The organism is uncultured Chloroflexus sp., from assembly GCF_937129525.1.
Classification (GTDB): domain Bacteria; phylum Chloroflexota; class Chloroflexia; order Chloroflexales; family Chloroflexaceae; genus Chloroflexus.
This window is the reverse complement of record NZ_CAKZNK010000003.1, coordinates 1-12,541: the sequence shown is the minus strand read 5'-3', so window position 1 is coordinate 12,541 and position 12,541 is coordinate 1. Positions and strand designations below refer to the sequence as shown.

9 protein-coding genes and 1 tRNA gene are annotated in these 12,541 nt (G+C 54.8%); 7 read left to right on the top strand and 3 right to left on the bottom strand.

Annotation, left to right across the window (positions count from 1 at the left end):
• Nucleotides 1-138 precede the first annotated feature (138 nt).
• The 3 genes from menB to Q0650_RS00070 all read left to right on the top strand — a co-directional run bounded on the left by menB (nucleotide 139) and on the right by Q0650_RS00070 (nucleotide 3,591).
• Nucleotides 139-966 (top strand): 1,4-dihydroxy-2-naphthoyl-CoA synthase, encoded by an 828-nt coding sequence (gene menB / locus Q0650_RS00080; RefSeq protein ID WP_012256004.1) that lies wholly within the window; start codon nucleotides 139-141, stop codon nucleotides 964-966.
• Nucleotides 967-1,146: 180 nt separating this feature from the next.
• Nucleotides 1,147-2,055 (top strand): 1,4-dihydroxy-2-naphthoate polyprenyltransferase, encoded by a 909-nt coding sequence (locus Q0650_RS00075; RefSeq protein WP_298814366.1) that lies wholly within the window; start codon nucleotides 1,147-1,149, stop codon nucleotides 2,053-2,055.
• Between the two features lie 75 nt (nucleotides 2,056-2,130).
• A complete protein-coding gene (locus tag Q0650_RS00070) occupies nucleotides 2,131-3,591 on the top strand; it encodes an o-succinylbenzoate--CoA ligase (protein WP_298814363.1) in 1,461 nt (486 codons plus the stop codon).
• A 13-nt stretch (nucleotides 3,592-3,604) separates the two neighbouring features.
• On the opposite strand, the gene Q0650_RS00065 is transcribed toward Q0650_RS00070, so the two are convergent.
• Together Q0650_RS00065 and Q0650_RS00060 are read right to left on the bottom strand one after the other, a co-directional pair.
• Nucleotides 3,605-4,273, bottom strand: a complete 669-nt coding sequence (locus Q0650_RS00065; RefSeq protein WP_298814360.1) for a DUF1405 domain-containing protein — start codon at nucleotides 4,271-4,273, stop codon at nucleotides 3,605-3,607.
• 83 nt (nucleotides 4,274-4,356) lie between these two features.
• Nucleotides 4,357-4,896 (bottom strand): DapH/DapD/GlmU-related protein, encoded by a 540-nt coding sequence (locus tag Q0650_RS00060; protein ID WP_298814357.1) that lies wholly within the window; start codon nucleotides 4,894-4,896, stop codon nucleotides 4,357-4,359.
• A gap of 164 nt (nucleotides 4,897-5,060) precedes the next feature.
• On the opposite strand from Q0650_RS00060, the gene Q0650_RS00055 reads away from it, so the two are divergent.
• The 4 genes from Q0650_RS00055 to Q0650_RS00040 all read left to right on the top strand — a co-directional run bounded on the left by Q0650_RS00055 (nucleotide 5,061) and on the right by Q0650_RS00040 (nucleotide 9,862).
• A complete protein-coding gene (locus tag Q0650_RS00055; protein WP_298814354.1) occupies nucleotides 5,061-5,840 on the top strand; it encodes an IclR family transcriptional regulator in 780 nt (259 codons plus the stop codon).
• Nucleotides 5,841-5,936: 96 nt separating this feature from the next.
• Nucleotides 5,937-7,148 carry an anion transporter gene (locus Q0650_RS00050; RefSeq protein WP_298814351.1) on the top strand — a complete coding sequence of 404 codons (1,212 nt, stop codon included), beginning with the start codon at nucleotides 5,937-5,939 and terminating at the stop codon, nucleotides 7,146-7,148.
• A 67-nt stretch (nucleotides 7,149-7,215) separates the two neighbouring features.
• A tRNA-Arg gene (locus Q0650_RS00045) sits at nucleotides 7,216-7,291 on the top strand.
• Between the two features lie 1,320 nt (nucleotides 7,292-8,611).
• Nucleotides 8,612-9,862: a radical SAM/SPASM domain-containing protein gene (locus Q0650_RS00040; protein ID WP_298814348.1), complete on the top strand. Its 1,251-nt coding sequence runs from the start codon at nucleotides 8,612-8,614 to the stop codon at nucleotides 9,860-9,862.
• Between the two features lie 251 nt (nucleotides 9,863-10,113).
• Here the strand turns inward: Q0650_RS00040 and Q0650_RS00035 are convergent.
• Nucleotides 10,114-12,541 (bottom strand): tetratricopeptide repeat protein (locus Q0650_RS00035; protein ID WP_298814345.1); only part of this gene is annotated, 2,428 nt, incomplete at its 5' end.

The following is a 12,541-nucleotide window of genomic DNA, read 5'->3' as shown; positions in this document are numbered from 1 at the left end:
GCACCGCGCGCGAAGTGGGCGCAGCACCGCTGCGCCCCTACTATCGCCTCTCGCCTCTCGCCTATTCCCCTACGAGCCAACCACAAGGTTATGGTACATTATTTACAGGCTGATTACACGAGAACAGCGAGGACTACTATGCCAATCGAGTGGGTAAAGGTTCACGACTACACTGACATAATCTACGAGCACGACGCGGCTGGCGAGGGGATTGCCAAAATTACCATCAATCGGCCAGAGAAGCGCAATGCGTTTCGGCCTGAAACCGTTAATGAGTTGATCGACGCCTTTTCGCGCGCGCGCGACGATGAGCGGATCGGTGTCATCCTGTTTACCGGTGCCGGCGACAAGGCTTTCTGCTCTGGTGGTGACCAGAGTGTGCGCGGCATCGGTGGCTATGTAGGCAAAGATCAGATTCCGCGGCTCAATGTGCTCGATCTGCAACGTCTGATCCGCATTATTCCCAAGCCGGTCATCGCGCTGGTGGCGGGGTACGCAATTGGTGGCGGCCATGTGCTGCACGTGGTCTGTGATCTGACCATCGCCGCTGACAACGCCATCTTTGGGCAGACCGGGCCAAAGGTCGGTAGCTTCGATGGCGGTTACGGTTCAAATCTACTGGCCCGCATGGTCGGTGATAAGAAGGCGCGCGAAATCTGGTATCTCTGCCGACAGTACAACGCTCAGCAGGCGCTCGAGATGGGCCTGGTCAATGCGGTTGTTCCGCTCGAGCGATTGGAAGATGAGGGGGTACAGTGGGCGCGCGAGATTCTTGAGAAAAGCCCGCTGGCCATCCGTATGCTGAAGGCCAGTATCAATGCCGCCGCTGATGGTTACGCCGGTTTGCAGCAGTTGGCCGGTGATGCCACTCTGCTGTACTATCTGACTGAAGAAGCTCAAGAGGGCAAACAGGCATTTCTGGAAAAGCGAAAACCAAACTTCCGTCGTTTCCGGCGCTACCCGTAATGCTGACCTCTAATCCAGCGACGCGCGCTGACACTATGCATTGCCACTAAAACAAACAACTCCCCGTCATCCACCTGTTTAGGGTGGATGACGGAAAAGCCAGTTTCCCAATCAAAAGAATGTTGCTATTTCCGGTAAAACGTTGCCCATTGAGACTCCAACTAGTAAAGGAGATGAAACATGACCACTAAAGCAGCTCCGGCGGCGCCGCCGTCGCGGCTGAAGGTCTGGTTAATGGCATCGCGTCCGGCTACGTTACCGGCAGCCGTTGTGCCGGTGCTGGTCGGTTCGGCGCTGGCTTTTAGCGCCGGCATGTTTCAACCACTGGTGATGCTGACTGCGTTGCTGGGAGCGCTCTTCATTCAGATCGGTACCAATCTGGCAAATGACTATTTTGATGCCAGGAAAGGGGCTGACACTAGCGAACGCCTCGGCCCACCCCGCGTGACGCAGAGTGGTCTCTTGCCGGCAAAGACGGTGCTAACAGGGGCGCTGGTCAGCTTCGGTCTGGCAGCGTTATGCGGTGTATACCTGATCGTCGTGGCCGGCTGGCCGATTCTGGTGATCGGACTGATCTCGATTGCTGCCGGCATTCTCTACACTGCTGGCCCGTTTCCGCTTGGCTACAATGGTCTCGGCGATCTGTTCACCTTCGTCTTTTTCGGGTTGGTCGCCGTCATCGGCACCGATTACGCGCACACCGGCCAATGGCGCTGGGTAGCGTTGTGGGCAGCATTGCCGGTCGCAATGCTGGTAACTGCCATTCTGGTCGTGAATAATTTGCGCGATGCGCCGACCGACCGCAAGGCAGGCAAGCGAACCCTGGCAGTAATATTTGGCGAACGGTTTGCGCGCAGTGAGTATGCGGCGTTGTTAATCGGCGCGTTTGTGCTGCTGCCGCTGGCCTGGATGTGGGGCGGAGAATCGCCGTTTACCTTGCTGGCCTGGCTGACAATACCAATGGCTCTCAACCTGATCGATTTTGTCAATCGTGAGCGTGGGCGAGCGTTGAATAAAGCTCTGGCCGGCACCGCTCGCCTCCATCTGATCTTTGGCGTATTATTTGCGCTTGGCTTGCTATTGGGCTAGCGGCCCAATCCACTTCACAACCGTGATCCCTCTGGCTGCTCTCTTGCCGCCAGGTATTGTTGGGTCTACCTGATAATGACAACTCTCATCCCTGACTGGCTGGCGCGTCAGGCCGCGCTACATCCGCAACGACCGGCGTTAATCAGCGCTGAGACAAGGTATACCTTTGCCGAACTCGACCGGTGGACCGGCGCAGTGGCAGCGCGGCTTAGTCAACTGGTACCTAAAGGTGGGCGGGTAGCAGTTCTTGCGCGCAATCGACCAGCTTATGTCGCGGTTGTGCATGCGGCGCCGCGCGCGGCCATAACGCTGGTTCTGCTTAATACGCGCCTCACTGCCGCCGAACTGGCCTTTCAAATCAACGATAGCGCACCGGATGCCCTGGTGGCCGAGCGCGAACTACTCGCTGTGGCGCGTGAAGTAATCGCTCAGAAGCCGGTGATTGCCCTGGAGGACCTGGCCGCGCCGCCGGGTGACGAGGAGCTACCGGCAACGCTGATCGATCTGTCAGCGCCGCACACCATCATCTATACCTCGGGTACGACCGGACGGCCCAAAGGCGCAATCCTGACTGCCGGCAACCACTGGTGGAATGCCATCGGCTCGTTACTCAATCTGGGGTTGCGTGATGACGACCGCTGGCTGGCGGTACTGCCGTTGTTTCACGTTGGTGGGTTGAGCATCCTGCTGCGTGGCGCGATCTACGGGATGCCGGTCGTATTGCGCGAACGGTTCGATCCGAGTGCAGTATGGCGCGATCTGACCGAACAACGCATCACCATTGTCTCGCTGGTGGCAGTGATGTTGCAACGACTGCTCGCGGTTGCTCCCGAACCGTTTCCTCATCACCTGCGCTGCGTCTTGCTCGGCGGCGGCCCGGCTCCGCAGGCGCTGCTCGAGCAGTGCGCGCAGCGTGGCATTCCGGTAACGCAGACATACGGAATGACAGAAGCCGCGTCGCAGGCCGCAACGCTCTCGCCCGCCGATGCGTTACGGCGGTTAGGATCGGCGGGCAAGCCACTGGCGCCGGTTGAGTTGCGCATCGTGACAGCGAACGGTCAGAATGCCGCGCCGGGTGAAGTGGGTGAAATCAGCCTCCGCGGCCCGACGATTTCACCGGGGTATCTGGGCATGGCGCCAAGGCCTCCCACCGAGTGGTTTCATACCGGTGACCTGGGCTATCTCGATGCGGAAGGCTATCTCTACGTCGTTGACCGGCGGAGCGACCTGATCATCGCTGGCGGCGAAAACATCTATCCTGCCGAAGTTGAAGCAACGCTGCTCAGCCATCCGGCGGTGGCCGAAGCAGGTGTCGTTGGCTTGCCCGATCCGGAATGGGGTCAGCGTCCGGTGGCGGCGGTAGTCACGCAGCAAACGGTAACGGTGGCAGAATTGATCGACTACTGCCGCGCGCGTCTGGCCGGTTACAAAGTGCCAAAGGCGATCATCTTTCTGCCAGAATTACCGCGCACCGCTGCCGGAAAACTTCGTCGGCACGAACTGCGCGAATGGCTGATGAGTCGAGTCGGCGAATGAAATATCGCCTGACTCAATCATTGGCTCCCTGAGGAGGAGCGGGGTAATCACTCGTGAGCTGCAATCCACGTGACTCGATCTGCTGCGCTACCGCGACAGAAGGTCGGGTCAACCAGAAGCCAAGCGCGCTTGTCAAGAGCACTGCTGTCCACATCGCGAAGGCCGGCGTCACCACCCAGGTCAGCGGGGGGTGGAAGCCAAAACCGTAATCAACCAGGATCGACAGGCTGAAGAAGGCGGCGACCAGCGCGCGCGCAGTAATACCGAGCGGGCCGATACGGGTGGCGAGCAAAATACCCTCGCAGGTCAGACCGATATGCGAAACGAAGAGCATTAGCTCAAGCGGTTCGATGGTGCCGGCGCCAAGCCAGTGACGAGACCAGAAGGCGAGAGTCCACAAACCGTACTTGATAGAGGCGAAGGCGGCGAAGGCCGTAAACCAGGGCGTGGCTCGCCCATAGCGGATCAAGACGAACGCGATAGTCGCGTAGAGCGCTGCTGCCGGGCAATCGGGGATGAAGATCCAGGCCCACGGCGGCGAGGCAATCAGCATCGGCCCGTACCAGACAATCCCACCCCAAACGACGCCAACCAGATTGATGGCCATGCATGTCCAGAAGAGCCACGGATGGCCGGTAATAAATGCGTATATCCAGTCGATACTCTGGCGGATGTGGCGCATACAAACCTCGTGTGTCCAGCCGAAGAGTCGCGCGATACCGTGACTCTCCTTAATTCAAGATTCCGTTGACAGGCTAGCTGAGTTCACCGATCCAGTCGTCGGATGGGCACGCCACCGACGAATGCGCCTGGTGGCACATCGCGATTGACCAGACTCATCGCCGAGACAGTTGCGCCAGCGCCGATGCGCACGCCGGGCAAGATGGTGCAATTCGCGCCAATGGTGACATCAGGGCCAACGACCACCGGGCCACGCTTCCATTCACGACGGGTCACCTCGTGGCACAGGATAGTGGTATTGTACCCGATCACACAATTTTCGCCGAGTGTAATATCTTCGGGGAAGAAGATGTCAAACATCACCATCAGGCCAACGCTGGCATGGGGAGCGATCTTCGCTCCGAGCAGGCGATAGATGGCGTTCTTGAGCGGAATGCTCGGCGTATAACGGGCCAGTTGGATCAGAGCAGCGTTGCGAATGATGCGCGGATAGCCGCCGGCCAGTTGGGGAAAATACCAGAGGGCGTTGTGAGGGCCGGGTAGTGGTACGCTGCGCAGGCGCGCCTTCCGATCGGCGGTGGAGCCGAGGCCATCAAGCGGAGCCGGGTCAGAGATGATGTTCATAGGATGGGTGTCCTGTCAGATAAAAGAGCGGTTACGGCAATTGCGAGAAACCGGGCTTGATTTGTGTCGGTTGTGACCGGTTGATTGCGATCCGGGCATACTGGCAAAAAACGTCGCTTTCCCTTACACTAGTATGGAAAAATGTTTTGGATTACGGAAAGTATATGGTACAGTCAATCGATCGCGCCTTTGACGTGTTAGAGACCCTTGCGCTAGCAGATGATGATCTCAGTATTTCCGAATTGAGTGAACGGCTCGATCTACCACTGGCGACCGTTCATCGCCTCCTCTCTAGTTTAGCGGCGCGCGGCTATGTCACGCAAGAAGCAAGCACGCGGCGTTACGGGCCGGGGCCGCGCCTGCTGGAAATTGCCGCGCGTGCCGCGCAGAGTCGTCGCTTTGATCTGATTCGGATTGCCCGGGCCGAGCTGATCAAACTGACTGCTGAGACCGGTGAAACGAGCAATCTGATCGTCCGTCAGGGCGACGCCGCAGTCTACCAGGATCAGATCCCCAGTCCACATATGGTACGGATGTTTACCGAAGTCGGCCAGCGCGCGCCGTTGTATTGCACCGGTGGCGGGAAAGCAATTCTATCGGCGTTGTCACCCGCCGAGCTTGAACAATATCTGGCCGGTAGTCGACTCGAGCAGTGGACGAACAAGACGATTACTGATCAGGAGCGGTTGCGGGCCGAGCTAGCCATTGCGCGCGCATGCGGTTTCGCCCTCGATGATGAAGAGCGCGAGGAAGGGGTCTGCTGCGTTGCAGCGCCCATCTTCGACCGGCGAGGGCAAGTAGTGGGTGCGATCAGCCTCTCGGGACCGTCCAATCGGCTCAGTCGCGCGCGCGCCGAGTCGCTGGGGCCGCGAGTGCGGGCAGCGGCGCTGGCGTGCAGCCAGCAATTGGGGTATCGTGAACCGGCGCAGGACGCTCAGCAGTGACGTAGCGAAGCTTCTGCACCTGACAGTTGCAATGTGTACAAGGGCGTTTGAGTGGGGCACGGTAGCGCAAAGTTGCCGTGCCCTAACGGTTGACTTATGCTCATCTCATGGCTTGCTCTGGCAATCGTGATTGCCACAATTTTCGGTGTAGCAGTGGGCCGCTGGCCACTGCTACGGGCTGATCGGACAACGATCACATTAATTGGCGCGGCGCTGCTGCTCGGCATCGGCGCAATGTCACTGGAAGAGGCCTATGCGGCGATTGACTTTGACACCATCTTACTTCTGTTCAGCATGATGGTCATCAACGGCAGCCTCTTTCTGGCCGGATTCTTTGGCATTGTCACGCAACAAGTCGTGCAACTGGCGCGCGGTCCGCGTTCGTTGCTGGCGCTGGTGATCATCGCCAGCGGCGTTCTCTCGGCCCTCTTTCTCAACGATACGATTGTGTTGATGATGACCCCAATCGTGCTCGACGTAACTCGCGCTTTACGCCGCAACCCACTCCCCTATCTCATCGGGCTGGCAGTTGCGGCCAACATCGGTTCGGCGGCGACCATCACCGGCAACCCTCAAAATATCATCATCGGCAGCGCTTCACAGATACCCTACCTGGACTTCGCCGCAGCGCTCACCCCAACCGCGCTAATTGGACTAGTCATTTGCTGGATCGTCGTCGCGCTGGTCTACCGTGACGAGTTTCGCAGCGGGCCATTCACGGCGCCCAACGTCTTGCGCACCCGGGTCTACCGACCGTTACTGCGCAAAGCGGCGCTGGTCATCGCGCTGATGTTAGGAGCGTTTCTGATCGGTGTCCCGGTGCCGCTGGCGGCATTTCTGGCGGCCAGCGCGCTACTGGCGACCCGCCGCATTCGGCCTGAGCGCGTCTTCAAAACCATCGACTGGGGTCTGCTCACCTTTTTCGCCGGTCTATTCGTTGTCACCCATGCTCTGGAAACACAGGGCTGGACTGCGCTCCTCTTCACTGCGCTGGCGCCGCTGGCGCAAGCTGGCATGGCGCCGTTTGGTCTTGTTTCGGTGGCGCTTTCCAACCTGATCAGCAATGTGCCGGCAGTTCTGTTACTGCAAGGGTTGATTCCTGCTTTTGCCGATCAAGAGCGAGCCTGGCTAACACTGGCAGCCACTGCAACCCTGGCCGGCAATCTCACCCTGCTCGGATCGGTCGCAAACCTCATCATGGCTGAACTGGCGGCGCGTTGGGGAGTGCAGGTAACGTTCGGCGCCTATCTCAAAGTGGGGTTGCCGGTGACCATCTTAACGGTAGCGGTGAGTCTCTTGCTTGTCTGAGCCAGCAGAGCAGGAATACGCTCATCTTGCGCGCTCATTCAGAGTATGGTAGACTCGAGGCGACAATGCCCTCGTAGCTCAGGGGATAGAGCAGCAGTTTCCTAAACTGCGTGTCGCGCGTTCGAGTCGCGCCGGGGGCGCCAGGAAGGTTGGAGCGAGTCGCGACTCGCTCCGATTTTTTCGTTGCCGGCAGGTGGCATTACTACGCTGCAAGTCTAAAGTGTACAATGCGGAATAGTGCGCTGATAACAGGTCAAACGAAAACATCCATCTTTGGCTGCTTTTCCGGCATAGTATTTCGCGTCAAATCAGAGTTAGAACTTTGACCGCTCAACTGTATAGTTCGTAGTAGCGATATGTGGGCACGCATTCAGGTTCCGTTTTAGCCAGTGGCTACAATGCGATGATTCGCCATGACCTCCCTTGTTATTCGTGATTGTCAGGCGAATCATCGGTTCGTCGCTTGACATACATTGGTAAGATGTTGATTTCAGGTCAAAATCTTACCAATCAGCCAGATCAAGGCGCTGAAAAACATGATTTTCCCAACCAAGAAAGTTAAGGAAAATAAGGTCTTAAATAAAACAGTAACTGTTTGCACGAAAGCTACAATCAATTTGAACAAAACATATACGTTGAAGCAAATTGTTGCGAATAGAATTAGTTCGAACATTGTCGTCCTCCTGTGCTGCCAATTCCTGATAGCGCTTGCGTACAGTTTAGCCTGACAGAAGGCCTGCTAATCTTCAATCTACGTCGCCTGTAGCTCTTACCGGCTCTTTTCAATCTCACCAGAATCTCTCCTGTTCCCATACGTTGGCACTTATGAATATGCGCGCCGAGAAGGTGTGTCTGCGGTAAGTTCAAATTGCTCAGGTCTGACTAAAAGCCTGTTACTGTAATCAACGAATGCGACGAAGCTTGTGATTTTTTTTGTCAAATATTTTCTCGACAGGTATGCAGGTGTATTTGCCAAATAGTTATCGTGTTATTTAGTTATAGACAACTACGCGGAATAGCAGTATAATAAGAAGCAGGTTGCTATTTCTCGTTCATCTAATCGGATCGATAATAACTTTACATAACACACTTAAGCTATTACAGTCTAGATCATGGTGTATATTATTGATCTGATTAACAACATTTTTGATTTTCCTTTCTTTACATCATAACTAACACTGAAAAGAGAAGGGAAATCGCTGATGGATGCGACCAATCGTACAAAAGCTTCAACCACCCCGATTGTTTTGTGCTCTGCTGATCTAGATTCAGTTGATGGCCACCTGACAACTGACAGGGAATTGCGTCAGCCGGAAACGGATTGCGCCTGCGCTGATGAACGTGTAGTTACCTCGCCTCCCCGTTATGAAGATACTACTCTGGTTTCCGCAACGCCAGCACTGCACATCGATGATTTACCCGGAAGCTACAAACTGGTGTCCAGTCCGCGAAGTCAGGCTGGTGTGGTTGTTCTGAATCAATCGGCCTGGACGATTTTCACACAGTTCCACCAGCCGGCGCCGCTCAACAGTGTTGCTGCAATGGGAGGCAGCGCGCGTGAAGTGGCCAAGCGGATGGTTGAACTAGGAATTTTGCAGCCGGCTGGTCAACCTCTGGTGACCGAACGCGCTCTGTCGGAGACTCTCACGGTCTGGCTGCATGTGACGAATGAGTGCAATCTTCGTTGTGACTATTGCTTTGTCAGCAAGACTCCTGATGAGATGGACTTTGAACGCGGTAAGCAGGCGATAGATGCTGTCGCGCGCTCGGCAGTGCGCAATGGCTTTCGTCGGATTAAATTGAAGTATGCGGGCGGCGAAGCTACGCTAAACTTTCCACTGGTAGTGGCGTTGCATCAATATGCTGGCGATCTTGCCGCGCGCCATGGTCTGAAACTGGAGGGTATTGTACTGAGCAACGGTGTAGCCATCGGTTCTCGCGTGATACGCGCGCTGCGCGCCAGTGGAATTCGTCTCATGATTTCGCTCGATGGAATTGGGGAGCATCACGATACCCATCGTCGGTTTGCTAACGGTCATGGTTCGTTTTCGCGCGTTGCCCGCGCGCTCGACCGGCTGGCTCAACATGGGATCAAGCCTTCGATCTCTATCACGCTATCGCGTCGCAATTTGAGCGGTCTGGCAGCGACAGTCGAATATCTGCTGGAACGAGAATTGCCGTTTACGATCAACTTTTATCGTGAAAACGATTGTTCAGCGAGTTTTAGCGATCTTGCGTATCATGATGAGCAGATCATTGCATCGATGCGCGAGGCATTCGCAGTAATTGCCCGTCGCCTGCCACCGTACAGTCTTCTTGGCGCGTTGCTTGATCGGGCGCGGCTTGATACACCGCATGATTATCCTTGCGGCGTCGGGCGCTCGTACATGGTCATCGATCATCACGGTGGTGTTGCGAAGTGTCATATGGAGATTGAGCGCACTGTGACGAGTGTTGTTGTAGAGGATCCGCTGCGGCTCATTCGGGAAGACAGAGAGGGTGTGCAGAATCCTGCCGTTGCTGAAAAAGCCGGTTGTCGCGAATGTGCCTGGCGCTACTGGTGCGCTGGCGGTTGCCCATTGTTGACCTATCGTGTTACCGGACGCTATGATGTCAAGTCGCCCAATTGTCGCATCTATCAGACCCTGTTCCCGGAGGTGGTGAGACTGGAGGGCTTGCGGTTGTTGAAATATAGTGGTCTTGCGGGAGGGTAAGCATTAGATATAGGTGTGGTAACCAGGTAAGAAGCGTTGCAATAATCCAAATCTGTGTTTATTCTTGGCGCGACACGAATTTGATAAGATGCTTCTAACAGCAATCACTGTAGTATTTGAAAAATAAAGAGAGGCGCTATAGCTGCGTCTCTCTTCTTCACTTGTAATGTAATGGGTATTGGGGCTTAGAGCACATATCTATGAGTGTCGATGTGCTCTAGCCCTCTTCGGTGTCTGATGTCTCCAGACCTTCAAACGTCTTCCTCGTTGAGTAGCAGAGTCCTTCTTTGAAGTAGATGTCGCATGAACGAATTGCGCAGTTTGAATTCCTTCTCGACGCTGCTCACTGCTTCCGCGACAGTTCTCAGATTCTCGAAGTCAAACTCCTTGATCTGCTTGAGCAAGCGATCTTGCACCGCCTGGGACCGAACATGGTATGGATTGTACAGGTCATCATACTCGAAGGCGAGGGTATAATGGCGGATTGCCAGGTTGAGTATATCGCTTCTGCCTTTGATTTCAGTCGCGGCGTAGGAGCTGAACCGCGCGGGAAGGTCTCGATAGTGTTCTGCCAGTCGTTTAATTTCTTCTTCTGTCTGCGATGCAAGGAGATAGTCACCGATCCTGATATGGCTTCGGGCGAGCTGCCAGAATAGGGAATGATCATCAAACTTATTCCGGTCGGGTTTGCCTTGGGTGGTGATCTGATAGTCAACCGGAATCTCCGCCTCAACCCGCTTCAGCCATTCGGAGAGCAGTTTGAAATCTTTAGCCACAATTCCGATGGCAGCCAGCGTAACGTATGCATCAATGGCTTTGCTGAGCTGCTTTCTATCTTTCGCTAACTCTGCAGCTCTACTCAGTACCCGCTTGCTTTCCTGCAACAGTTCTTCCCAGTTTTCGACACTCTCCGAACTCTCGGATTGACTCCGGAGAATACTTGCCATGTCGCGTAGTGTGCATCCTTCTTCAATGAGCGCTTCTATCAAGTGGGGTTGGTTATTCATTTCTTCAAAAATACTGGTAGCTTCGCGCGCATAGCTGAGAGCCTCTTGAAGTTCTCCGAGTCGTTTTTCTGGCGACTCCTCACGGATAGTTGATCGACGCTGAATCTCAGCTATGTTGCGCAGAGCGAGGCCTTCGCCGAGCTTGTAGTTGACAGCGCGACATAACCGTAACCCTCTGTCGGCCAATTCTCTGGCCTGTTTGGGATTTCCGCTGTGAAGATGTGCGAGCGACAGAGTTGCGTAGCCAATTCCAATCTGAGCGCGTTCACCGATCTTCTGGCGGATCTCAATCGTTTCTTGAATCAGAGCCAATCCATCTTGTAAGTTACCGGAGCTGATGTGAGCAAAACCCAGATTGTTGAGCGTCCACGCTAACCCAATTGGAATATCGACGCGCCGCCAAAACTTAACTGCAAGCTGGTACGCTTCTATTCTCCTGGTGGCAGCGTTGGAAGCGTATCCTTTAGCGTGATAGAGAAGGGCTAATCCCAACCTGGCAAGCCAGGATTGTAAATCTGAGCCTTCCTTGCTAGAAGCTGCCAACCGCTTCAGGCATGGCTCGACCTCAGCAATCAACGTTTCGATATTTCCCTGGCCTGAACTTGCTAGCGCCAGTATTTTCCAAACTTTGGTCATTGCTTGATCTATTTCACGTCGAACGTTTTGCTGGAGCAACTGTTCTGCTTCGTTCACAACCTCCTCATATTTTTGGACGGCATAAAGCTCAAACAGTCGTCTACGCTGGATAATCCCCTTTATCAGCTCGATGTCATCATCGCTGAAGTTGGAAAGCTGGTTTGTATGCTCTCGTTCATGAAAGAATGTCAGAACTTCGGCTTGCGCATGAGTGCTTAGCAAGGGGTTCGCGCCAAAAATAGACAGGAATATCAAGCGTACAAATTGGTAAGATCCTTCTAGAGGGTTCCTTCGTAGATAGTAGTAGAGTTGATCAACGAGCAGTTGATTGATATTTTGTTGGATCCGTGCAATCTGGTTGAAATCCAGCCGCGGCGTAGTTGAGTCGGAGCGGTTTGATTGTTCAACTGGGGTGAAACGTTTGTCAAGTTGCTGGCGATATTGTTTAATTTGTTTATCGTACCAGTTAATTAAGACAGTATTGACACGTTCAGCCTCTGGAGCGTCTCCTGGATCGCTGTAGACTTGCCGGTGGAGAAAGGCGTACATCTCGTCGTGCAGAAAGAAGAGATTGTTGCGCGTTTTAACAAATGAGAGACGCTGGATGCGCTCAAGCCGCCTTTGTGCTTCCACCTGGCTAATCTCAAGTAAATTAGCCAGCAGTTCTGCGTTCAACCCCTTAGGCGCTCGCCCTAGCATCAGCAAGGTGTCTCTTATCTGACTGGTTTCGATCAGGCGTTCAATCAGTTGTTGTTCCAGCAATGGGCGGGCCTGATCTGGATCCATTTCGTTCTGAAACACCTGGGGCAATCGTCGGAACCCGGCAATACTGATGTAGTCTGCGAGCAGGGCCAGCAAAATCGGTAATCCGCCAGAGAAGCGATGAATCTTGCGACTCTGCTCTAATGACAGTTCACTGAGAGTATCGGCGATCGAGCGTTCACCAGCGTCTCTGGCTACTGCCGCAACTGCCTGTAGATAGTTGCGCGTCTCTTCTTCGCTGAAAGGAGGCAGCTCGATTGCGGTTAGGGCAAGA

Excerpts from the sequence above, each read along its gene's own strand:
- menB (WP_012256004.1), top strand. The coding sequence starts at position 139 with ATGCCAATCGAGTGGGTAAAGGTTCACGACTACACTGACATAATCTAC.
- Q0650_RS00065 (WP_298814360.1), bottom strand. The coding sequence starts at position 4,273 with ATGCGCCACATCCGCCAGAGTATCGACTGGATATACGCATTTATTACC.
- Q0650_RS00050 (WP_298814351.1), top strand. The coding sequence starts at position 5,937 with ATGCTCATCTCATGGCTTGCTCTGGCAATCGTGATTGCCACAATTTTC.
- Q0650_RS00060 (WP_298814357.1), bottom strand. The coding sequence starts at position 4,896 with ATGAACATCATCTCTGACCCGGCTCCGCTTGATGGCCTCGGCTCCACC.
- Q0650_RS00070 (WP_298814363.1), top strand. The coding sequence starts at position 2,131 with ATGACAACTCTCATCCCTGACTGGCTGGCGCGTCAGGCCGCGCTACAT.
- Q0650_RS00075 (WP_298814366.1), top strand. The coding sequence starts at position 1,147 with ATGACCACTAAAGCAGCTCCGGCGGCGCCGCCGTCGCGGCTGAAGGTC.
- Q0650_RS00055 (WP_298814354.1), top strand. The coding sequence starts at position 5,061 with ATGGTACAGTCAATCGATCGCGCCTTTGACGTGTTAGAGACCCTTGCG.